The sequence below is a fragment of the Bacillus cereus group sp. MYBK216-1 genome, from assembly GCF_051916495.1.
Lineage (GTDB): Bacteria > Bacillota > Bacilli > Bacillales > Bacillaceae_G > Bacillus_A > Bacillus_A thuringiensis_K.
Genome location: NZ_JBQAGT010000003.1, coordinates 716,850 through 739,324 on the forward strand (window position 1 = coordinate 716,850; position 22,475 = coordinate 739,324).

The following is a 22,475-nucleotide window of genomic DNA, read 5'->3' on the forward strand; positions in this document are numbered from 1 at the left end:
TTGGTGTGTGAAATTGAAAAATATATTGAAAAATCGTTCGTTCTTTTTTATGTGGATTGGTAGTGCAATCTCAGAATTAGGAGGGGCTTTCGGAACGTTATGTAATTCAATTTTAGTATATGAGTTAACAGGATCGGAAATGGCTTTAAGTAGTATGTGGCTATTATATTTTATCCCGTCTCTCATACTGCAATTAATAAGTGGCCCATTTATTGATAAATGGAGCCGAAAGTGGATTATGATTTTTTCACAATGGATACGAGCGTCTGTATTCTTATTACCTTTGGTGATGCTAGTTACAGGTAGTATAGAAGTTTGGCATATTTATGTTGTTCAAATTGTAGTGGGACTTATTACACCTCTTTATACACCTGCGAGTCAGGCAATTACACCGAGCATTGTAAGTAAGGAACAACTTCAAGACGCAAATGCGTATATTGATGGAATGACTCGTCTCATGATGTTTCTTGCGCCAGTATTAGGTGGAGTAGTCATTCATTTCATTGGAACAGAACTTACATTATCTTTCGTATGTATTTGTCTATTTGTTAGTGGTGCTTTCTTACTTTATATAAAAGAAAAGAGAACTACAACAGATATACGAAAAACGTGGCTAGAACAATTCCTCCAAGGTTTTACATATTTTTTTACAAAACCAATCATCGTTTGGCTCGGTATATTTCTTACTTTTGTGCAGTTTGGAGTAGGGGTAACAATGGTCACAAATCTTCCTTATATAAAAGACGAGCTGTCAGCGGGATATGCAGAGTACGGCTATTTCATGGCAGGTTTTCCACTTGGCTATGTAATTGGCTCAGTATTAGTCGGAAAAGTAACATATAAAAGCCGGCGTATACTTATGCTTGGAGGATTGTTTATAGGAGGACTCACATACATTTCATTAGGGTTCAATCATAGTATTATCATTGCAATAATAATTGAAGTAATAGCAGGGATTTGTATTGCATTTTTCAATGTTTATAACACAACAATATGCCAACAAACCGTGCCGAATAATATGATAGGACAAGTATTTTCAGTGCGTTTATTTTTCATACGATCCGCTATGCCGTTAGGTGTGTTAGTAGGGGGAATATTGAGTGAAATGTGGGGAGTAAGAGTGCTATATTTAATCATCGGTGCAATTATATGTGTCACCTCTTTAATAGGAATGTTACTTCCATATTTCAAATTTTTAGATGAGGCGATAGAAAAGAAATCAGCATAATTCAAAAAATTAAAACTTTACAATTGAAAATAATTATCATAATCAATTATAATAGAAGAATAGTAGTATTCGTATTACAAAGAGGGAGTGGGATATATGTTTATCGAAACGAAAACATTTACAGTAAAAGAAGGTACATCAAATATAGTTGTAGAACGTTTCACTGGAGAAGGTATTATTGAAAAATTTGAAGGCTTTATCGACTTGAGTGTTCTTGTGAAAAAAGTAAGAAGAGGAGACGAAGAAGTTGTCGTTATGATTCGCTGGGAATCGGAAGAAGCATGGAAAAACTGGGAAACAAGTGAAGAACACTTAGCTGGACATAGAGCGGGCCGTGGTAAACCAAAACCAGATCATATTATTAATGTGGATCATGCGGTTTATTATGTGAAATCATCGAAAGCGGCTTATCAACAGTCGTAATATACAAGCAGAGGATACATGTTGTAGAAGCAAACATGTATCCTCTTTTTTAATACTGGGGGATGGGAATGATAGAAAATTTTTCATTCATTTAAAAAAAGTTCTAGGCTATAGAAAAAATATTAGACTTATAAAGCATGGTCTTAGATGGAACGCTTGAATATCTTGTCTTACATATTTAAGTGTTATGAAAATGAGTCTATATACCCTCTGTTTAAAAGGAGATGAGTACATGAAGCTGAATCATTTAAATTTATGTGTTGATGATTTATCCCACATTAACGGGCAGTAAGACCCCCACCTCAAAATTCAGCTAAAGAAAAGAAGTTAGGTGGGGGATCAACTGCTCGTAAAAGCCCGATTGATTCAACTAATAATCAGTGGGGGATGAATAAAACCCCACTAATTAAAGTTTCACTTTATCAGAAGCGACATATTTCTTTGAAACATTTTTTGATTTTCAATTTTTGGAGCAAAAGGGAAAGGCACTAGTAGTGATGAGAGTTGATTTATACTTGTACTAAGTGATCCAAAGGCATTTAAGGGGAATAAGGAAGTTACGTATCCGGAAGCTTTTCATATTGGTTTTTTAGTGGATACATCAAGTGAAGTGGATCAAGCGTATAATCGTTTAGTAGCCGGCGGCATTGAAATAGACAAGGAACCTTATTCGATGAGAGGTAGTAGTTATGGTTTTTATTTTACAGTATTTAATGGCTTATTAATTGAAGTGTCTTGTCTTGATTATAGAGAAGATAAGAAAGTTTCAAAGCTTAATAGTGATCATCAAGAGTAATCATTTGAAGGTGTATAAAATTTAAATATGTATCATATTAGAAGACGGATTAAGAAAGTTTCACTGTAAAGTAAAAAAGACAGACTAATAAATAGTCTGTCTTTTCACATTAATTCTTCACGTCATTATAAAGTTCAAGCGCCTCTTTCACATTCAATCCATTTTTCACAATACCATGTATCGCTTGAATCATCGCAGCAGGATGTTCAGATTGCCATATGTTCCGGCCCATGTCTACGCCGATTGCACCTTCTTGCAGTGCATTGTACGTAATGTTTAATGCATCTTCAATTGAATCTAGTTTTGGGCCGCCCGCGATGACAACTGGGGCAGGGCATGTGCTCGTTATTTTTTCGAATCCTTCGCAGTAATACGTTTTAATAATATCAGCACCCATTTCAACACATACGCGGGAAGCAAGTGCTAGAAAGCGAGCTTCACGTTTTTGTAATTCTTTTGCGACTGCGGTAATGCCGAGTACAGGTAGGCCGTAATCGTGAGCTTCAGAGACTACATTTGCGAGATTCGAAACAGTTTGTGTTTCATAGTCTGATCCGACAAAAACAGAAACGCCAACGCCAATTGCGTTTTGCTTCACTGCTTCTTTCACAGGTGTAACAATTGTTTCATTCGCTAAATCTTTACCGACGACAGTAGCGCCGCCAGATACACGCATAACCATCGGTGTGCTGCAGTTTTCAGGAATGCAGGAGCTAAGTACACCACGTGTTAAAAAGAGAGAATCCGTGTAAGGAAGTAAGTTTTTAACAGTTTCAAGTGGCTGTTCAAGCCCGTGGATTGGCCCTAAAAAGTAGCCGTGATCTATCGCTAACATTACCGCTCTGCCATCAGGTAAAATTGTATTTAATCGATTTTTAAATCCCCAAGTCATTCCAAATCACTCCTTCGTTAATGTTGGATTTTCCTTTTGTACCGTATCTTTATTTGGTAAATGTGGTGACTTTATAAAAACAGCTTTAAAAGGTTTGTCAGAATGGTTAATCAGATAGTGAGATTCATGAGGGCGAACTTGCAGGACATCACCTTGTTTAATCGGAACTCTTTCGTTATTTACATAGAAGTCTATTTCACCTTCTAACGCATAAAAAACTTCTTCACACGTTGTATGGTAATGATTTTGAAACTCTTGCCCAGGCTGAATGACAACAAGACCAATATCAATATTCGGGCCTTGTATTAAATATTTCGGCCCGTTATCACCGAAGCGATAGGAGAAATCATTTTCATTCGCTTTTAACATACAGTTCACTCCTTTATGTAAATGTGTTACAGTGCACCAGGCGCAATCCACATATGTGTTGTAAGTCCTTTATCAGCTAAAGCGAGCTGACTGCTATACACGGTTTTCCATGTTTCATAGAATTCCTTGTATAGCTCGTGATTTTCAGTGATTGGTTCAAATGTATTTTCCCACTGTACAAATTGTTCGGCAGTCTCTTCCATAGATGAATATATGCCAGCGCCAACTCCAGCAGCAATTGCAGTTCCTAAAGCAGCTGCTTCTTTCACAACTGGTACTTTTACAGGAATGCCGAGAACGTCTGATAGAATTTGTGGCCATAGTTGCCCTTTAGCGGCACCGCCAGCAAAAATGACTTCAGAAGGGAATGTACCAGTAAGATTTTCAATTAGTTTTAAGTTTCCAAGTGTAACGAAGGCGGCATTTTCTTCAATAGCACGGAACATTTCTTTTTTTCCGCATTTGTCAGCGTCTAAACTTAAATTTAAGAATGAAGGTGCGGCATGACGCCAAGAAATGTAGTTCATAACGTTTGAAAAAGTAGGGATAATACCATATGAACCGACAGGAACGTCTTTCGCTTGTTCTTCTAATAATTCATAAGCGTCTACACCGAGTTTTTCAGCGAGCTTTTTTTCTTCTTGGCAAAAAGCGTCTCGAAACCAACGCATAACGAGGCCAGGGAAAAAGGCAATCGTTTCATATTGCCAAAGGTTCGGAACGACGTGACAATTTACTCGAATTGCAGCATTTGGATCCGTTGTTGACTCTGCAATATTCACTTCCTGTTGCCAAAAGCTGCCGCCGCATATTAAAGTTTGATTTGGTTTTACGACTCCAGTCCCGAGTGCTGCCATTTGAGCATCACCGCCGCCAGCGACGACAGGAATCCCTTCAAGTAAACCAGTTAGTGCTGCACACTCTTTTGTAACATTACCAATCACAGTGCCAGCTTCATTTACTTTTGGTGAGAATGGCAAAGATATACCACACTCTTTAGCGACATCGTTATCCCAATTTCTATTTTGTAAATCAAAGATTCCAGACGTACAACCGTTGGAAGGGTCGATTTGCAGTACGCCGCTTAATTTATACAAAATCCAATCATTTAACATCGTAAAGGAGTGAATATTGTTGTAGACGTCTGGTTCATGTTTTTTAATCCAAAGTAGGCGAGGTAAAGCACCTAATGAAAAAGTTTGACCAGATCTAGTATATAAATCTTCTTCAAGATGTGACCGTATTTCTTTTAGCTCACTAACTTCAGCGGATGCACGCCCATCAACATTTGCACAAGCCCAAATTTCTTGCCCATTTTTATCATATAAAACAAAACCTTCCCGCATACTAGTAGCACTAATAGCTTGAATAGAAGAAGGCGTGACATTACTTCTTTGTAAAACTTCTTTCGTGCATTGTTGTACTAGCTTCCAGTTTTCTATTACATCAAAATTCATAGAACCTGGGTAACGAGGATCCGTATTATGAACCCATTCTTTTTGACTGACCGCAATTTGATTACCTAGTAAATCAAAAAGAACAGCTCGAATGCTTCCTGTACCAGCATCAAAAGCTAATAAATGAGACATTAACAATCACCATCCTTTCGTAATAAGGAGAGGGCCGTTTCCTCATCGGTAATTAATGTATGAATGAACTTTCCCTTTAAGGCACCATAAATTGCATCTATCTTTTCTGTACCTCCAGCAACACCAACGACATGATTCATATTGCGCAAAATAGAGAGAGGCGTGCCAATTAGACGATTGTGATGCGAGAGCTCTAATAAATCACCATTCGTATTATAAAACTGTCCTAAAATATCGCCCGCCCCGTTTTGACTTCGAATATATGTCATTTCACGTAGCGTTAATTTTTCTTCTTTTACAATCGTAGCGTCTTGAGATAACCCGCCAATACCGACAACTGCTGTATGTGCAAGTGAAGCGACATGAAGCATATCTTTCACACTTGGTTCTGATAAAATACTTTGTGCCATTTCAGTAGAAGATGCTAGAAAAGGAGTAGGAATAATATGAAGATCACCTTGCATGTAGTGTAAATAGTTTTGTTTTCTTGGGAGATAGTGGTTTACTCCGCCTGTTAGCGTTACGAATGAAAGATTAATAGAACTTTCAAAATGAATGTTTTCTAGCATTTTACTTATCGTTTCACCCCAGCCGATGCCGAGTAAATCACCTTGTTGGAGATGAGTCTCTAAATATTGTGCAGCGGCTTTTCCGAGAGAAGTAGCATAATTGTTTATTGGAGTAGGGATAATGAAAGCATCTTTTAAGTGGAACTTTTTCATTAAGTCACGTTCAATGCTCAAGCAATGCAAACCGGTTCCTTTTACGTGAAATGTAACGATACCTTCACTGCGTGCCTTATCTAATAACCGGACAACCTTATTTCTTGAAATATGAAGAAGTGAAGCAATCTCTTGTTGTGTTAATTGATCTTTATAATAGTACCAGGCTACTTTAGTTAATAAATTTTCTTCAAAGTTCAGCTGTGACATACTCTTCATCCCTTTCAACAATTGACCAATGCTTAAACATATGTGTCACATATTTTGTTTATTCCAGTTGAAACGATTAATAGTACATTGAAAAAAGTGTTCTAGATATGAAAAAAGGAATATACAATGCTACAAAACAAGTAGAACAAATAATCATTTTCTCAAAAAATGTTCTGGGTAAAGGCAGGTGACATCATGTGGAGAATGTGCCCTTATTACAAGTGAAGAAAATGAGTAAGGCGTTTTCGAATCAACTTGTGCTAAAGGAAGTGAACTTACAAGTAGAGCATGGTGATATATACGCTTTAGTTGGTGGAAATGGCGCCGGGAAATCGACATTAATGAAAATATTAATGGGGTTATATTCGTATGATAGTGGAGAAATGTATGTGAAAGGAAAGAGACAGCAGTTTGCAAATCCAAAAGAAGCACACCAAGAAGGGATTTATTTAATACCACAAGAACCGCTCATTTTTCCGCATATGACCATTGAAGAAAATATATGTATTGGGTTAAAAGAAAAGAAAAAGAAACTAAAAGTACAGATTCAGCAATTGATTAGCAGCTTAGGATGGGATATTGACCTTAATAAACTAGGAGGAACATTATCGATTGCGCAACAACAGTTAGTAGAAATCGTTAGAGGATTAATAAGAGAAGCTGAGATTCTTATTCTAGATGAGCCAACATCGACATTAACAACACATGAAATTAAGAGTCTTTTTGTGTTGATGAAAAGTTTACAAGAAAAAGGAATTGGGATGATTTATATTACGCATCGATTTCCAGAAATCTTTGAAATTGCCAGCAAAGTAGCAATACTACGTGATGGAATGGTTGTAAGCCAAGGTGATGTATGTGACTATACATATGACATGCTGATGGAGGGACTATTGCCAAAAGGATATAAACAGAAAGAGAAAATAGAAGTAGTTCAAGAGACAGCAAAGACGAAAAAAATATTAGAAGTGGTTGATATAAATGGTCACGCATTCGAAAATATATCATTCACTGTACATGCGGGTGAGGTTGTAGGTGTTGCTGGCATTATAGGATCTGGCAGAACGGAATTAGCAGAAGCGATATTTGGATTGAAAACTATAAAATCAGGGTCTATCTTATTGGGTGGAAAATCAATTGATACGTGTTCTTTGCATAAAAGGCTAGACGAAGGACTAGTTTATGTGCCAGAGGATAGGGCGAGGAATGGAATTTTCTCAATTGCTTCTGTTAAAGAAAATATTGCAGCAGCAAGTTTATATCAAAATAATCGCTTTTTTATAAATCAAGAAAAAGAAAGCGCTTTAGTTAATTCGTTTATAGAACAGTTCCGAATTGTTGTACAGAATATGAATAAAGAATTGGCATCTTTATCAGGAGGTAATCAGCAGAAGGTCGTGCTTGCGAAGTATCTTGCATGTAATCCTAAAATTATTATTCTTGATGAGCCGACTCGCGGAATTGATGCGAAAGCAAGGCTTGAAGTGTATGAGACGATAAAAAAAATGAAAAGGGAAGGACTCGCAATTTTATTAATCTCTTCAGATGTTGAAGAAATTGTCCAATTAGTAAACCGTGTATATGTAATGAGAAATGGGCGATTTGTTTCTCATATGGAAAAAGAACAACTGAGTGTGAATGAAGTTACACGCTTTGCATACGGAGGTGTAACGGAATGAAACGCATGTTAAAAATGCATGAAACGTCTATCATACTGTTACTACTAATTTATATAGCCATTGTCGGTATAATAAATCCTAGTTTTGTTCAGTTTAACTCGTTATCTTTAATAATGAAATCAAGCGTTATTTTAGTCGTTCTAGCAATTGGCCAATCGTTCGTTTTATTTACGAAAAATATAGACGTATCAGTTGGCTCAATTATGGGATTAAGCGCGGCAGTTTGCGGGATGTTGTTAACGAACGGGTATAATGCATTCTTGTCAATTTTTGCTGCTGTAATGCTTGGTGCTAGTATTGGTTTCATAAACGGGATTGGCGTTGCAAAGTTTCGGGTACCAGCCATTATTATGACATTAGGGATGCTAGGAATTGTTAGGGGTGCAATGTTAATCTTCACAGGCGGGAAGTGGATTGAAGATATTTCAAATAATTTTAAGAAACTTTCATCTATCGTCATACTTGGTCTGCCGATAACTGTATGGGGTATTCTAATTGTTTTATTACTACTATATTTCTTTTTAAGGAAGGTACCTTACGGAAGATACTTCTATGCGGTAGGTGACAATGAAGATGGTGCGAGACTCATTGGTATACCTGTTAATCAAGTGAAGATAAATGCGTTTATTGTATCGGGCATAAGTGCGGCAATCGCTGGTTGCATATTTGTTATGAATATCGGGTTCGTTCCAAATCAAACTGGTACAGGAATAGAACTACAGGTGATTGCAGCTGCTGTGCTAGGAGGAATTCATCTAAAAGGAGGAACAGGTTCTATATTTGGAGCTGCACTAGGAGCATTGTTTTTAGAAGTGATAAGCAGTTCACTTATCTTTTTAAAAATACCAGCATTTTGGAATAATGCTATTTCAGGTTTTTTACTATTACTTATTATCATATTAGATAGCGTCATGAAGAAGTGGAAAGCAGAAAGGAGAATGAATCTATGAAGTATTTTTACAGATGGGAAGGTGTTTTAATCATATTACTTCTTATAGAATTCATTCTCTTTAGTTTTATAAACAGCAATTTCTTAAATATTAGTAATCTCCTTTTTAGTACAAATGATTTTCTATTCATAGCAATCGCGGCAATTCCAATGACTTTCGTTATTGTAACAGGAGGAATTGACGTATCTGTAGGATCAATTATGGGGCTAACCTCGATTTTAATTGGTGTGTTTTGGATGAATGGAATTCATATTTTACTAGCAGTAATAATGGCACTTATAGTCAGTTGCTTAGCAGGAGCTTTAAACGGAATCATTATAAAATTGACAGATGTAGAACCACTAGTCGTTACACTCGGAACGATGTTTTTATACGGAGGAATTGCACTCGTCATTTCAGGAGGGGCAGGTGCTTCTGGATATGAAGGGATAAGCGGTTTACCTGATACTTATGTACAACTAGCAAATGGTAGTTTTATAGGAATACCCAATTTATTATGGCTACTTATTTTATTAACAATTGTATGCACGATTTTGTTTCACCGAACGATATATGGGCGCCACGTAAAATTAACAGGCGCGAATGAAAATACAGCAAAATACACCGGGATTAAAACGAAAAAAGTAGTAATCATTGCTTACATACTTTCTGGGTTAGGAGGTGGATTAGGAGGAGCTTTCTTAACTGCATATTTCAGTTCTGCACGTGCTGATATAGGAAGCGAAACAATATTACCAATCATTACAGCAGTCGTCTTAGGCGGTACACTTATTACAGGCGGAAAAGGAAGCATTATCGGTACTGTACTGGCGAGTATTTTCATTGGGCTCATGCAGTATGGCTTGCAAATGACGGGTTTAACAAATGAACAATCTAACGTAGTTATTGGTATTATCCTTATTCTTTCAGTTATTATGAGACATTTCAAATTACATCAATTTTTAGCGGGAAAAAGACAGAGTTTGCATAAGGGGGAAATGTCATGAAGAGAAAACTAGGGATTGTATTGATCGTATGTATTTGCCTAATTGGTTTAATAGCTTGTTCCAGTCAAACGGTAGATAAGAAAAAAGCGGATGATGTGAAATTTGCATTTATTCCGAAATTAACAGGAGTTGGCTTCTTTACATCGGGTGGTGAAGGAGCAAAGGAGATGGGAGATAAGCTAGGCGTGCAAGTGAAGTATGATGGACCGTCTGAAGCGAGTGTTTCAGGGCAAGTTAAATATATAAACAATTTCATTAATCAAAACTATGATGCGATTATGGTTTCATCTACGTCAGTGGATGGGCTATCGCAATCACTGCAACGTGCTAAGAAAAAAGGAATGACCGTCTTAACGTGGGATTCTGATGTGAATCCGAAAGATCGTTCTTTTTATATAAGCCAAGGAACACCAGACCAGCTTGCTAACTTATTAATTGAAATGACTTCCAAGCAAATTGGAGATAAAGGGAAAGTAGCATTTTTTTATTCTAGTCCAACAGTAACAGATCAAAACCAATGGGTAACGAAAGCGAAAGAAATTATTAAAAAGAAATATCCGAACTGGGAAATTGTAACGACGCAGTACGGTGAAAATAATGCACAAAAATCTTTATCCGTAGGGGAGAACATATTAAAAACGTATCCAGATATTAACGCAGTTATTTGTCCAGATGCAACAGCACTCCCAGCCATGGCGCAAGCAGCTGAAAACTTAAAAATGGATAAAAAAGTAGTGGTAACTGGATTTTCTACACCGAACGTTATGCGTGATTATATAAAACGAGGAACAGTACAACAATTCGGATTATGGGATGTCAAACAGCAAGGTGCTCTCGCAACGTATGTAGCAAATGAAATTGTTGTAAAAGGGAAGAAGTTAAAAGTAGGGGATAGCTTCGAAGTAAAAGGAATTGGAAAAGTGAAAGTAGAGCCAAACTCCATCCAAGGATATGATTATGAGGCGGAAGGAAACGGAATTATCGTATTGCCAGAGCGAGTTGTATTTACGAAAGAGAATATTGATAAATATAATTTCTAGTAACGAAAAAACGTCCGAATATATCGGACGTTTTTTTATTTCTTCATTAGTTATGAACTGTTTCTTTTTCATTTAATCCAAGTGTACGACCAGTCGAAGTGTGTAGATCTTGGAACAATCTTGGATTTTCTGTTAGTGAAATGCCGTAAGAAGGAATCATTTCTTTTATTTTTTCTTCCCATTCTACCATGCGGCTTGGGAAACATTTTTCTAATACTTCAAGCATGACGTGAACAGCAGTAGAAGCACCTGGTGATGCGCCTAGTAATGCGGCGATTGAGCCGTCAGCTGCACTTACTACTTCTGTACCAAATTGAAGTGTTCCTTTACCGCCAGCATCAGTATCTTTAATTACTTGTACACGTTGTCCAGCAACTACAATATCCCAATCTTCACTTTTCGCGTTCGGAATGAATTCGCGTAATTCTTCCATACGTTTTTCATGTGATAACATAACTTGCTGAATTAAGTATTTTGTAAGTCCCATTTCTTTTACACCAGCGGCTAACATCGTTAAGACGTTATTCGGTTTTACAGAACCGATTAAGTCAAGATTTGAGCCAGTTTTTAAGAATTTAGGTGAGAAGCCTGCGAATGGTCCAAACAGTAAAGCTTTTTTATTGTCTATATATCTCGTATCTAGATGAGGTACAGACATTGGCGGAGCGCCAACTTTAGCTTTACCGTACACTTTCGCATGATGCTGCTCTACAACTTTTTGGTTTTTACATACCATAAATAGTCCACTTACCGGGAATCCTCCGATATGCTTTGATTCAGGGATACCAGTCTTTTGAAGTAGAGGTAGACTACCGCCACCGCCGCCAATAAAGACGAATTTAGCAGTATGATGCTCAATTTTACCACTATTCATATCGTGTACTTTTACTTCCCACAAACCATTTTTCGTGCGCTTAATATTTTCGACACTATGCTTGTAGTTTAGCTCGACATTTTTTGTTTTTAAGTAATCAAACAACATACGTGTTAATGCACCGAAGTTAACATCTGTTCCAGAGTCAATCTTCGTTGCCGCCATCGGTTCATTAGATGTGCGGCCTTCCATAATGAGTGGAAGCCATTTTTTTAATGTTTCAGGAGCATCAGAAAATTCCATTCCTTGAAAGAGTGGATTTTTTGAAAGCGCTTCAAAACGGTTTTTTAGAAACTCAACATTTTTTTCCCCTTGTACTAAACTCATATGAGGTAGTGGCATAATAAAATCTTGTGGATTACGAATTAATTTGCTCTTTACAAGATATGCCCAAAATTGTCTTGAAAGCTGGAATTGCTCATTCACTTTTACAGCCTTACTAATATCTATAGATCCGTCAGCTTTTTCGGAAGTATAGTTCAGTTCGCATAGCGCAGAATGCCCTGTACCTGCATTATTCCATTCGTTAGAGCTTTCTTCCCCGGCACTTGCGAGTTTTTCAAAAACTTTAATTTCCCATTCTGGTGCTAATTCTTTTAGTAATGAGCCTAACGTTGCACTCATAATTCCTGCACCAATTAAGATAACGTCTGTTTTTTGCTGCATGTTGCTCATGATAATCTCTCCATCCCCTATATTGGCAAAAAAGTGTAGGTGTTTTCTATGTCTAAGCCGTAAAAGAGAAACACCGCCTAGGCCCCACCTAGGTGTATACCTTTTTTGTCTCAATTATATAACCATCTCATACTCTATTATAATAATTAATAGACTAAAATATCTAGTGTTATCTGATAATTTTAAACTATTTAACGTTTTATTCGCTAAAAATCTTATTTAACAAGCTCTTTTAAGGTGGTAAATAGAAAAAAATTACAGTTTGAAATTATCTCGAAAAAGCTTACGTATCCTTAAGTGACTAGATTGAGTACCTTTTTATGGGATTATTCTTTCTGTAATGGTAAGATTATTCTGAAAAATAAAAAGGAGGGATTTTAATGCGTACAAAAGAGCAAATTTCAAACTTATTTCGAAACTTTTCAATAAAGGAATGTAAAGGGTCAAGTAATTTATATGAATATTTATCGATAAAAATTGCTGAAGATGAGGAAGTACTTACACTATCGTCCTATGCTCAGGTAGGTCAACCAGTCCCAAACTTACTATTAGGTGCAGTACATTATTTATTGCTAGCAGGGAAAGAACATTATTTAAAAACGTATTATAGTAGCTTAGTCGAATATGTTGATACAAATTTAGATAAAGCTTTTAATCATTTTAAAGATTTCTGTAAAGAGTACCGAGAAGAAATCATTACTTTGTTACAAACGAAACTCGTTCAAACAAATGAAGTAAGACGGTGCGCATACTTATACCCAAGTTTCTGCTACATATTTAACAAAGTGAAGAAGCCGTTAGCGTTAATTGAAATTGGGACAAGTTCTGGGTTGCAACTGTTCTGGGACCAATATCGTTATTCGTACGGGACGGATGAAATGTACGGAAATATAAATTCAAATGTGCATGTAACTTCTGAAATAAGAGGGGAGAATGTACCGCATTTTCTAAAAGAAAGCCCATCTGTCGTAGAAAGAATCGGACTGGACTTACATGTGAATGATTTACATAATGAGGAAGATTATTTATGGTTACGTGCTTTAATTTGGCCAGAACATAAAGAAAGGCTTGAGATGTTTGATCAAGCTGCATCTTTAGTGAAAAATGAATCTGTCCAATTCATAGAAGGAGACGGTGTAGAGCTATTATCATCTATTATTGAACAAATAAGTGAAGAAGCTGTTATTTGTATTTTCCATACACACGTCGCAAATCAAATACCAGAACAAGTTAAACATAAATTAGAAAAACAAATACAAGAAATCGGCGCAAAACGTGATGTATTCCACCTGTATAACAATATGTGGGATCGTGACCTTCATATTGATTATTATATTAACGGAAACGAATATCGTGAAACGGTTGGAGAAACAGAAGGACACGGGAGATGGTTTAGCTGGAAAATTGGAAATGAGACGCTTATTTAGATTAATATGGGCGCCCTCACTTGTAAAAGAAGGGACCATAGGCTCAAGCATTGACTAAATGGTTAAGGAATAAATGTATTAGTAACATACAAAAAATGCTTCGGAGAAATCCTAAGCATTTTTTGAATTACATTTAAACCCCATAATGGATCATGTACTTCTGTTCTGCTGCAGCTTGTACAATTTTTGAAGCTAACTCATTCAGCTCATCAGATTTTTTGAAGAACTTTGAAGATGTAACTGTTTCATAGAAAATTGCTAATGATTCAGGCGGGATAATTGTAATACCGTAATAAGCTAAACCGTATTCCTGATTTTTGACTGTATGAAAGTAGGTTTTCATAATTGATAAATTTCGACTTAAGCTACTGATAATATCATCAGCAACAGAAATACAATAATATTTCTCTGGTGTATAATCATTGTAACTTTTTTGAGAATTAAATTCGTCAATTATTCCAAAATCATGGACACATGCCATCATTATCATCCTTTCAAATTTAATAAAATGATTTCTATTAAAGTAAAATGTCTATTCGTTTAAGTGTAATAGAAATAGTTATGTAGTTCATAAAATATTTTCGGTTTTTCTTCGTGAAAACAGTTTATTTATCGATGAACTCATCAGGAGTCCAAGTGGCGATTTCATTCCCAGGTGCAGCGACTACAAGCCATTGCTCACATAGGACACCAGCTTGCCAACATTCATAATAATCATGAAAACCATTTACAAAAATAATTTGTCCGCTCTCTAAATTAATAATTAAATGAGGGCTTTCTAAGCCGAGTTGTATATCGGTAACTTTTTGTCTTCTTATCTCAAATATTCTCTCATATTCTTCTTCCTCAGAATAATCTTCAAATTCATCTTCATTTAATGGGTATCTTTTTTGAGGTTTATGAAATAAACACCATTTTGATTCGATATTGATATATAATTGCCCGTCATAATCAACGGAGTCGTGAAAGTTTGTAAACTGAATCTTTATAGTGCCTGAAGAAATACCAAATTGTAATCCATCAACTTGTGATCCGATAAAGAGATTTTTTAACACTTTTTCAGCGTAAATTTTATCCTCTGTATTCATTCTTGAATTCCTCCTTTTCATAAAAATATACCTTATATTTTTATTGTAATAAATAAATTTTCATGTAAAATGAACCTTTTGTGAAAAACGAGCGAATATAGTGTGAAAGATTATGAGAGGGGAACGGAGCTTTGGATGAAGTACAATTAAAAGAATGGCTATATAAAATGGGGTCTGGGGACCAAGAAGCCTTTCAAATTATTTATGAATATACATGTAAAGATATTTATAGAACAGTAGTATTTTTAGTAGGAAGTCAAAACCAAGATGTAGACGATATAGTTAATGAAGTGTACATCAATATGTGGAAGTCCAAAACAAACTATGATATAAATCGTTCATTTCGTTTTTGGTTACATGGACTAGTTGTCAAGGAAGTACAGGATTGGCGTCGTAAATCGTGGCGACGATTTCGAATCTTTGAAAAGAAGAAAATGTATGAACAAGATCGGCCTTACTTAATGGATGAAGCTATTTTACATAAAGAAACACGAAGTGAATTAGTAGAAGTTGTACAAAATTTATCTTATAAACATCGTGAAGTAGTCATTATGCGTTACTTCCATGAATATAGCTTGGATGAAATTGCTACACTTCTTCAAATCCCTATTGGTACAGTGAAATCTCGACTACACACAGCACTAAAACGATTAAGAATGGAAATGGAACAAATGCCAAACGAAAGGGAGGAAGAAGTAAATGGATTTTGAGAGATATGTAACGAATGAACTAAAAAGAAAAGCAGAGAGTCTAGACCCGTCTCCAAATCTAGATAATCAAGTGAAAAACTCTTTTTATAAATACCAACTGTCGAAAATGAAAAGGAAGATTTCTATGAAGAAAAAATTATTGCTTGGATTTGTAGCTGCGGCAATTTTAATACCGACCGGTACTTTTGCAGGTACAACATTAATGGATAAAATTGTAGGGACACCAGAAAAAGCAAGACAAGATATGGGAATGACTGAGGATGGTTATAATGGCGTAATGGAACGTATAGAAATTGCTAAAAGTATATTTACAGAAAAGGATTTTGATAAGTATGTAACTTTATTACAGGAATCGTACTATTTTTATAAAAAAGTAAGTGTCGTAGAGAATGGTGAGAGACGATATACAGCTACAAATCGTCTAAATGCTGATGAAGAAATGAGAGAAAGAGCGGTAATGGAACAATTACATACATATGAAGAAAGAATAGATCAACATTTTACCTATACATTTGAACAAGCTGAACAAATAACTGGTTTTCCAATCAAGCATCCAACATATATTCCAGTTGGACATCAATTAGTATTTGAAGAGGTAAAAGCTGAAGCAACACTAGGAAAACCTATGCCACTTATTACGATGAGATATGAAAAACAAAATGTAAAAAAACAGCCACATACTTCAGAGGCAGAATTAGGTTTTACAATTCATCAATTAGAAATTGTTGAAGGAGAATATAAAGATTACTTTATTGATAGACCATTTGATAAACCATCTGAAAGAGGACCTAATTTTACTGGAAATATAAAGAAATATAAATTAAATGGCTATGACGTTACATTCGGTGAGTATAAAGAATCGAATGTAAGGGCTATGAAAATAATTGTGCCAGCAAGGGAAGGGAGAAATGCATATCAAGTGTATATAAATGATAGTATGCTGTCTAAAAAAGAGATTGAGAACGTTTTACTTTCGATGATTGAATAGTTATTCGGTATAAGTGATTGATAATTATATTATGTAAACTTCTTTTTTACAAAACATCCATTTTTAAAAATGGATGTTTTGCATTTAGATAGATTAGGTGGAGTGTATATTTAAAAAAAGCGGAATACTTTTCGGAAAGATAAAAACATTTTTCGGATCATATTTCGCTTTTACTTTCATTAATCGGTCAAAGTTACAACTGAAGTATGCATCTGGCCAATTTTTAATGGATAGGTCAGGCGTATTAACGTAGACACCTTTTGTAAATGGAAGCATCGCTAAGCGGAAGTCTTCAACCCATCGAATACTTCCAGCGGCACCTTCTGGTTGCTCCCAAGTAGCGAATATTGACATGTTTGATAGTGCTTTTCGGTAAAAGTAAGCAGTTGCCCCATTTGGCACCTCAGCAACAGCACCGCCTAATCCGCGGGAAAATATGGAGGTGGTAAAAAAGGGTAAGTTAAATCGTAATTTCTATTTGATTGCCTTCTGGATCACCTATTACACTTTCATAATAGCCATCTCCAGTAAAACGTGGTCCATTTAATAAAGGATAACCAGCATCTTTTATCACCTTTGTCAGTTCATTCACTCGTTCTTCACTACCGACAGAAAAAGCCATATGAGCATAGCCAGTTATGTTTAAATTAGGCTTATTTTCAACCCCTTTTTTACGCATAAGTTCAAGCCTTGCTCCAGATTCGAACGTGATAAAATAAGATTCAAATTGTTTCATTTCATTATGGTATAACGAGTTTGCTTTACCGTTAAAGTATTTTATATAAAAATCACGCATACATTCTAAGTCATTTACCCAAATTGCAATATGTTCAATTTTCATAGGTTTCACCAATCCTATCTGTATCAATTAGGCTTCCACTGTATTAAATTTACATTTGCATTGCAACAATTTTGCTTTGGTGTTAAAGCTAGTTGTTAATTTTTGATTATATACGTACATACAATATGTAATTAAGTGAATGACCATCATAGTAATTACAGAAAAGGGTGAATGAAGCATATGAATCAATTTGAGCAAATGATGTACGTTGGTGTCATCATGTCTATTGTACTATCCGTAATGATTTTAGGGTCCTTATATTATAATCCTCGACTTTCGTTAACTGATTATCCGAAAGATATTCAAAAAGTAGTTTTTCCAAAATCGATTCATGAAAGAAAGCAAACCATTTATTTTAATATTGTATATAATACTATTCTTTTCGGTAGTCCCTTCGTTTCTACATATATACTACATAAGCATGAAAAATTAATGTATATGGATGCCTATTTACACACTTTTGGTATTTTAATGATTTTCAATTTAGTAGATTTACTTATAATTGATTGGCTAATTTTTTGCTGGATTACTCCAAGGTTTGTTGTGATTCCTAGTACGGAAGGTATGAAAGGATATAAAGATTATAAGTTTCATTTAAGAGGGGCTATAGTCGCTACTCAAATTTTAGCAATCGTAAGTTTATTTTTGGCGGGAATTGCCACAACTATTTAGTGTGAAGAAGGGCATGGAGCTTTTATAAAAGATAAGGAGATCTATAATATATAGAATTAGAAATGAGAATTTGATAGTATTGGAGTAAGGAGTTTTAATAACAGTATATTAAACAATATTAATATATTGTTGCAAATGTTTTGATATTATGTAAAATTATACAATTTTACGGAGGCATTTGATAAAATTCAAAAAAATATAATGGAGGCTAATATGAAAAAAGTAATTGGCGCAGCAACCGCAACTGTTTTTGGATTGGGGGCGTTTACCACAACTGCTACCGCAGAAACAATCGTAACAGCAGATGTACTTAACGTACGTGAAAAACCGACTACAGAATCAAAAGTGGTCGAAAAAGTAAAGAATGGGCAAGAGTTAAAAGTCATAAATACCGAAGATGGCTGGTCAAAAATTGAGTTAAACGGTAAAGAAGTGTTTGTTAGTTCGGAGTTTACAAAAGATGTGTATCATGTAACGGCGGATTTGTTAAATGTACGTACTGAAGCAAACACAGATTCAGAAATTCTTGGTAGACTAAAAAAAGATGATGTAATTGAATCAACGCATCAAGTAAAAGACGGATGGCTGCAATTTGAGTATAAAGGAAAAACTGCTTATGCAAACGTTTCTTTCCTATCAAGTACAGCACCAACTGAAAAGAAAACTGAAGAGAAAACAAAGCAAGTAGCGAAAGTACAAAAATCAGTTAAAGAAAAGAAAGAAGTAAAGACGCAGAAAGTAGCAAAAGTGAAAGAAACAACGAAAGCACCAGAAATAGTAAAGCCTAAAGAAGAGGCAATAGTATCAGAGAAAGTAAAAGTTAAGGAAGAACCGAAAGCGCAAGAAATAGTAAAACCTAAAGAAGAAGTAAAAGTTAAAGAAGAACCGAAAGTGCAAGAAATAGTAAAGCCTAAAGAAATAGTAAAGCCTAAAGAAGAAGTAAAAGTTAAAGAAGAAGTAAAAGTTAAAGAAGAAGAAAAAGCGAAACAAATAGCAAAGCCTAAAGAAGAGGCAAAAGTTAAAGAAGAAGAAAAAGCACAAGAAATAGCAAAAGCTAAAGAAGAAGAAAAAGCAAGAGAAATAGCAAAAGCTAAAGAAGAAGAGAAAGCAAGAGAAATAGCAAAAGCTAAAGAAGAAGAGAAAGCAAGAGAAATAGCAAAAGCTAAAGAAGAAGAAAAAGCAAGAAAAATAGCAAAGGCTAAAGAAGAAGAGAGAGAGCATGAAATAGCAAAAGCTAAAGAAGAAGAGAAAGCAAGAGAAATAGCAAAAGCTAAAGAAGAAGAGAGAGCAAGAGAAATAGCAAAAGCTAAAGAAGAAGAGAAAGCAAGAGAAATAGCAAAGGCTAAAGAAGAAGAGAGAGCGAAAGAAACATCTAAAAACAACATACAGTCTGCTAAACGTGAATTAACGGTAGTAGCGACAGCGTATACTGCTGATCCAAGTGAAAATGGTACATATGGTGGACGCGTTTTAACTGCGATGGGGCATGATTTAACGGCAAATCCGAATATGAGAATTATCGCAGTTGACCCGAAAGTAATCCCGTTAGGATCTAAAGTATGGGTAGAAGGTTATGGAGAGGCTATCGCTGGTGATACTGGAAGTGCAATTAAAGGTAATCGTATTGATGTATTAATGGGTTCAAAAAGTAAAGCTATGAATTGGGGAAGACAAACTGTTAAAGTGAAAATTTTATAGTAACTATAATGATCCAAATAGAAGTCAGTTCTCTTTATTGAGGCTGGCTTTTATTTTTTTAGTAGAAGTATAATAGGATTTTTAAATGGCTTACTAATAAACCTGTAATAAAACATAAAAATTGTCTCATGTTTAGAAAAACTATTAAGAATGAGGTAAGGAAGTAGAACAGAAGTTTATTGAGAAGTAGAGAAGAATAGTTTGGGAAAATGAATATCTATTTTTATTTATGTCAAGATTGTCCTGTAATGAAGACCGAGATACAAGGTACATAATGTAAATAAGACTGATTGATTATGTCAGTCTTATTTGTATATCTTAATATCATTAAAAATCACATCAAATATATCTTTTTGCGTAAAGTTATCTGTAAAAATAGTTTCTCTCGTAACCTCAATTGTATCGTGCGGATTATACCATTTTTGTAGGGAATCTTCACCAAATTCATGTCGTTTGTCCCTTGTGTTATGTCTTCTAATAGTTTCCTCTAATGATAAATCAAAGTAATATGCAAATGCATTTTCATCAAAATAACGAATTAATTCTTTTAACATCTCACCATACCTATGACTGTTCAAAATACCTTCTAAAATAACAAATTTACATTTTCCTTTTCCGTACTTCGTAATTTCAAATAGTAAATCATGTGATAAATTACCCATTGTGTCGTGTACTCTAAGCATATCTCTACGTACAACATCCTGTGATACTAAAAGTGTCCCTTGTCCAAAATGTTCTTGTAGTTGTTTTGCAATCGTTGTTTTACCACTTGCGGAGTTTCCTCTAAGAATGATTAAAGTGGATGTAAGTATAGGTTTAGACATAATGTATTCCTCCAACAGTATTAATTATATAGAAAATTTTAACAAAAAAAGTGAGGGAAGTGTATAATCAATATGATGGATATTTAAGAAGGGGGTAAGATGGGAGATACATTAAAAAATGCACAACCTATATGGAAACGGACTTGGTTTCGTTATCTAGGGGCATTTTTTATTGTTCAGTTACTGTTTATCCCGCATTAACGGGCAGTAAGACCCCACCTCAAAATTCAGCGAAAGCGAAGAAGTTAGGTGGGGGATCAACTGCCCATAAAAGCCCGATTGGTTCAACTAATAATCAGTGGGGGATGAACAAAACCCCCACTGATTAAAGTTTCACTTTATTTTGTGTGAAATCACTGGGTGGGCACCAAACTTTAGGCCAGGTGGAGAGTTTTTTAATAGAATATTAAATTCTCAATTTTTCACTGAATGGTTTACACTCTATACAATCCCGCAATTTAACGTATTTACAGCATTCTTTGCGATTACATTACTACCATATGCATTAGTAGGTGCAATGAAAGATGTAACAGCAAGAAAAAATATAAAGGAATAATAGAGGTATAATATGCTTTTTCAAAAAGAAGGTTTATTGATTAGATACGTAATGGAAGATGATGCATCTATCGTTTCTAAATGGTTAACGGACCCAGCAGTCCTGCGGTATTACGAAGGACGAGATAATCCGCAGTCTGTAGAAAAGGTGCTTGATCATTTTATACATAATCCAAACGGTAATGAAAAAAGATGTTTAATAGAATTTGATACCGTTCCCATTGGTTACATGCAAATGTACCCAGTTGATTCAGAGTGGAAAGCGTTATATGGCTATAAAGAATCACAAAATGTATGGGGAATGGACCAATTTATCGGTGAACCAGCCTATTGGGGAAAAGGAATTGGACAAAAACTCGTTCAGGCAGCAATTACATACATTATGGGTGAAATGGGAGCAGAAGCAATCGCAATGGATCCGAAAGTAAATAATGAACGAGCGATAAAGTGTTATGAAAAATGCGGATTTAAAAAAGTAAAGATTTTAAAGGAACATGAGCTGCATGAGGGGAAATTAGAAGATTGTTGGATGATGGAATACAAACAATTATAATGAATATGCAATGGCTTATATAAACGAAGGGAGCTGTGCGAAATGAAAAAAGCGTTAATCGTAATTGATGTGCAAGTGGGTATGTATACAGCTGGAATGCCAGTACATAATGGAGAAAAGTTTTTACAAACATTGCAAGAGCTTATTGGGGAATGTCGTTCAAATGATATCCCAATTATTTATGTCCAACATAACGGTCCTAAAGACCATCCGTTAGAAAAAGGTACGGATGGGTGGCGAATCCATGCGGCAATCGCTCCGCAAGAAGGAGATAATATTGTTGAAAAGACGACGCCAGATTCATTCCATAAGACAAACTTAAGAGAAGTGTTACAAGAGAAAGGAATTGAACACGTTATTCTTTCGGGAATGCAATCAGAGTATTGTGTAGATACGACAACGCGCAGAGCATGTAGTGAAGGATATAAAGTAACGTTAGTGAGTGATGCGCATAGTACATTTAATACAGAAGTGTTACGTGCTGAAGATATTGTGCAACATCATAACGCAGTATTGGGAGCGTTTGCGGATGTTGTTGCATTAAAAGACTTGAAAGTGGCTGCCTCTAAATAAGAGGTAGTTTTTTTATTAGAAAAAAGCGTCAAATATTGTCGGTAAGTCGATATTTTGAAATAATCGTTTATATAATTTCACGTACCATAATGAAAATATACAAAAAAGAAGCA

23 protein-coding genes and 3 pseudogenes are annotated in these 22,475 nt (G+C 35.4%); 16 read left to right on the forward strand and 10 right to left on the reverse strand.

What is annotated here, in order from left to right:
- Positions 1–7 precede the first annotated feature (7 nt).
- The 3 genes and pseudogenes from ACTFRH_RS13885 to ACTFRH_RS13895 form a co-directional block, all read left to right on the forward strand.
- A complete protein-coding gene (locus ACTFRH_RS13885; protein WP_000769175.1) occupies positions 8–1,228 on the forward strand; it encodes an MFS transporter in 1,221 nt (406 codons plus the stop codon).
- A gap of 96 nt (positions 1,229–1,324) precedes the next feature.
- On the forward strand, positions 1,325–1,651 hold the full coding sequence (gene hmoA / locus ACTFRH_RS13890) for a heme-degrading monooxygenase HmoA (RefSeq protein WP_000469496.1): 327 nt from the start codon (positions 1,325–1,327) through the stop codon (positions 1,649–1,651).
- A 419-nt stretch (positions 1,652–2,070) separates the two neighbouring features.
- Positions 2,071–2,447 (forward strand): annotated as a pseudogene (locus ACTFRH_RS13895) (VOC family protein); the annotation flags it as partial.
- A 109-nt stretch (positions 2,448–2,556) separates the two neighbouring features.
- On the opposite strand, the gene lsrF reads toward ACTFRH_RS13895, so the two are convergent.
- From lsrF to ACTFRH_RS13915, 4 genes are read right to left on the reverse strand one after another with little or no spacing between them, the layout of a single operon-like run.
- Positions 2,557–3,339: a 3-hydroxy-5-phosphonooxypentane-2,4-dione thiolase gene (gene lsrF, locus ACTFRH_RS13900; RefSeq protein WP_000219774.1), complete on the reverse strand. Its 783-nt coding sequence runs from the start codon at positions 3,337–3,339 to the stop codon at positions 2,557–2,559.
- A 6-nt stretch (positions 3,340–3,345) separates the two neighbouring features.
- Positions 3,346–3,708 carry a cupin domain-containing protein gene (locus ACTFRH_RS13905; protein ID WP_000909980.1) on the reverse strand — a complete coding sequence of 121 codons (363 nt, stop codon included), beginning with the start codon at positions 3,706–3,708 and terminating at the stop codon, positions 3,346–3,348.
- A 26-nt stretch (positions 3,709–3,734) separates the two neighbouring features.
- On the reverse strand, positions 3,735–5,297 hold the full coding sequence (gene lsrK, locus ACTFRH_RS13910; RefSeq protein WP_000018829.1) for an autoinducer-2 kinase: 1,563 nt from the start codon (positions 5,295–5,297) through the stop codon (positions 3,735–3,737).
- Positions 5,297–6,229, reverse strand: coding sequence for a sugar-binding transcriptional regulator (locus tag ACTFRH_RS13915; RefSeq protein WP_000080661.1), 933 nt, complete (start codon positions 6,227–6,229; stop codon positions 5,297–5,299). Before ACTFRH_RS13915 ends, lsrK begins: the two co-directional genes overlap by 1 nt.
- Before the next feature lie 197 nt (positions 6,230–6,426).
- Here ACTFRH_RS13915 and ACTFRH_RS13920 point away from each other — a divergent pair, with 197 nt between their 5' ends.
- Genes ACTFRH_RS13920 through lsrB form a run of 4 tightly spaced genes read left to right on the forward strand, consistent with a single transcriptional unit; the run spans position 6,427 to position 10,884 of the window.
- A complete protein-coding gene (locus ACTFRH_RS13920; RefSeq protein ID WP_000432622.1) occupies positions 6,427–7,908 on the forward strand; it encodes a sugar ABC transporter ATP-binding protein in 1,482 nt (493 codons plus the stop codon).
- Positions 7,905–8,858 (forward strand): ABC transporter permease subunit, encoded by a 954-nt coding sequence (locus ACTFRH_RS13925; protein WP_000827491.1) that lies wholly within the window; start codon positions 7,905–7,907, stop codon positions 8,856–8,858. Before ACTFRH_RS13920 ends, ACTFRH_RS13925 begins: the two co-directional genes overlap by 4 nt.
- Positions 8,855–9,844 (forward strand): ABC transporter permease, encoded by a 990-nt coding sequence (locus ACTFRH_RS13930; RefSeq protein WP_000873528.1) that lies wholly within the window; start codon positions 8,855–8,857, stop codon positions 9,842–9,844. Before ACTFRH_RS13925 ends, ACTFRH_RS13930 begins: the two co-directional genes overlap by 4 nt.
- Positions 9,841–10,884, forward strand: coding sequence for an autoinducer 2 ABC transporter substrate-binding protein LsrB (gene lsrB / locus ACTFRH_RS13935; protein WP_000823666.1), 1,044 nt, complete (start codon positions 9,841–9,843; stop codon positions 10,882–10,884). The genes ACTFRH_RS13930 and lsrB overlap by 4 nt, the downstream gene beginning before the upstream one ends.
- 46 nt (positions 10,885–10,930) lie before the next feature.
- Here lsrB and ACTFRH_RS13940 read toward each other — a convergent pair whose 3' ends face one another.
- Positions 10,931–12,433 carry a malate:quinone oxidoreductase gene (locus ACTFRH_RS13940; protein WP_000069138.1) on the reverse strand — a complete coding sequence of 501 codons (1,503 nt, stop codon included), beginning with the start codon at positions 12,431–12,433 and terminating at the stop codon, positions 10,931–10,933.
- 380 nt (positions 12,434–12,813) lie between these two features.
- Between ACTFRH_RS13940 and ACTFRH_RS13945 the strand changes: the two genes are divergently transcribed.
- A complete protein-coding gene (locus ACTFRH_RS13945; protein ID WP_001259297.1) occupies positions 12,814–13,860 on the forward strand; it encodes a DUF2332 domain-containing protein in 1,047 nt (348 codons plus the stop codon).
- Positions 13,861–13,993: 133 nt separating this feature from the next.
- Here ACTFRH_RS13945 and ACTFRH_RS13950 read toward each other — a convergent pair whose 3' ends face one another.
- Positions 13,994–14,341 (reverse strand): hypothetical protein, encoded by a 348-nt coding sequence (locus tag ACTFRH_RS13950; protein WP_000752494.1) that lies wholly within the window; start codon positions 14,339–14,341, stop codon positions 13,994–13,996.
- Positions 14,342–14,465: 124 nt separating this feature from the next.
- On the reverse strand, positions 14,466–14,948 hold the full coding sequence (locus ACTFRH_RS13955) for a hypothetical protein (protein WP_001090923.1): 483 nt from the start codon (positions 14,946–14,948) through the stop codon (positions 14,466–14,468).
- Positions 14,949–15,079: 131 nt separating this feature from the next.
- Between ACTFRH_RS13955 and ACTFRH_RS13960 the strand changes: the two genes are divergently transcribed.
- Both ACTFRH_RS13960 and ACTFRH_RS13965 read left to right on the forward strand, forming a co-directional pair.
- Positions 15,080–15,658 carry a sigma-70 family RNA polymerase sigma factor gene (locus tag ACTFRH_RS13960; protein ID WP_000344754.1) on the forward strand — a complete coding sequence of 193 codons (579 nt, stop codon included), beginning with the start codon at positions 15,080–15,082 and terminating at the stop codon, positions 15,656–15,658.
- Positions 15,648–16,646, forward strand: coding sequence for a hypothetical protein (locus ACTFRH_RS13965; RefSeq protein WP_000345241.1), 999 nt, complete (start codon positions 15,648–15,650; stop codon positions 16,644–16,646). The genes ACTFRH_RS13960 and ACTFRH_RS13965 overlap by 11 nt, the downstream gene beginning before the upstream one ends.
- A gap of 93 nt (positions 16,647–16,739) precedes the next feature.
- Here the strand turns inward: ACTFRH_RS13965 and ACTFRH_RS13970 are convergent, their stop codons facing one another.
- Positions 16,740–17,048: a BBE domain-containing protein gene (locus ACTFRH_RS13970; protein ID WP_002164073.1), complete on the reverse strand. Its 309-nt coding sequence runs from the start codon at positions 17,046–17,048 to the stop codon at positions 16,740–16,742.
- 58 nt (positions 17,049–17,106) lie between these two features.
- Positions 17,107–17,487 carry a VOC family protein gene (locus tag ACTFRH_RS13975; RefSeq protein ID WP_000687533.1) on the reverse strand — a complete coding sequence of 127 codons (381 nt, stop codon included), beginning with the start codon at positions 17,485–17,487 and terminating at the stop codon, positions 17,107–17,109.
- Positions 17,488–17,667: 180 nt separating this feature from the next.
- On the opposite strand from ACTFRH_RS13975, the gene ACTFRH_RS13980 reads away from it, so the two are divergent.
- Together ACTFRH_RS13980 and entB are read left to right on the forward strand one after the other, a co-directional pair.
- On the forward strand, positions 17,668–18,159 hold the full coding sequence (locus ACTFRH_RS13980; protein ID WP_001071245.1) for a hypothetical protein: 492 nt from the start codon (positions 17,668–17,670) through the stop codon (positions 18,157–18,159).
- 213 nt (positions 18,160–18,372) lie between these two features.
- Entirely contained in the window at positions 18,373–19,857 is a 1,485-nt protein-coding gene (gene entB, locus ACTFRH_RS13985) for a cell wall-binding protein EntB (RefSeq protein WP_440049323.1), read from the forward strand.
- Positions 19,858–20,162: 305 nt separating this feature from the next.
- Here entB and ACTFRH_RS13990 read toward each other — a convergent pair whose 3' ends face one another.
- Positions 20,163–20,681 (reverse strand): kinase, encoded by a 519-nt coding sequence (locus ACTFRH_RS13990; RefSeq protein WP_000042588.1) that lies wholly within the window; start codon positions 20,679–20,681, stop codon positions 20,163–20,165.
- Between the two features lie 99 nt (positions 20,682–20,780).
- On the opposite strand from ACTFRH_RS13990, the pseudogene ACTFRH_RS13995 reads away from it, so the two are divergent.
- The 4 genes and pseudogenes from ACTFRH_RS13995 to ACTFRH_RS14010 form a co-directional block, all read left to right on the forward strand.
- Positions 20,781–20,864 (forward strand): annotated as a pseudogene (locus tag ACTFRH_RS13995) (YfzA family protein); the annotation flags it as partial.
- Positions 20,865–21,018: 154 nt separating this feature from the next.
- Positions 21,019–21,237 (forward strand): annotated as a pseudogene (locus ACTFRH_RS14000) (YfzA family protein); the annotation flags it as partial.
- A gap of 12 nt (positions 21,238–21,249) precedes the next feature.
- Positions 21,250–21,789: a GNAT family N-acetyltransferase gene (locus tag ACTFRH_RS14005; protein WP_000898778.1), complete on the forward strand. Its 540-nt coding sequence runs from the start codon at positions 21,250–21,252 to the stop codon at positions 21,787–21,789.
- Between the two features lie 42 nt (positions 21,790–21,831).
- Entirely contained in the window at positions 21,832–22,362 is a 531-nt protein-coding gene (locus ACTFRH_RS14010; protein ID WP_000709546.1) for a cysteine hydrolase family protein, read from the forward strand.
- Positions 22,363–22,475: the final 113 nt, after the last annotated feature.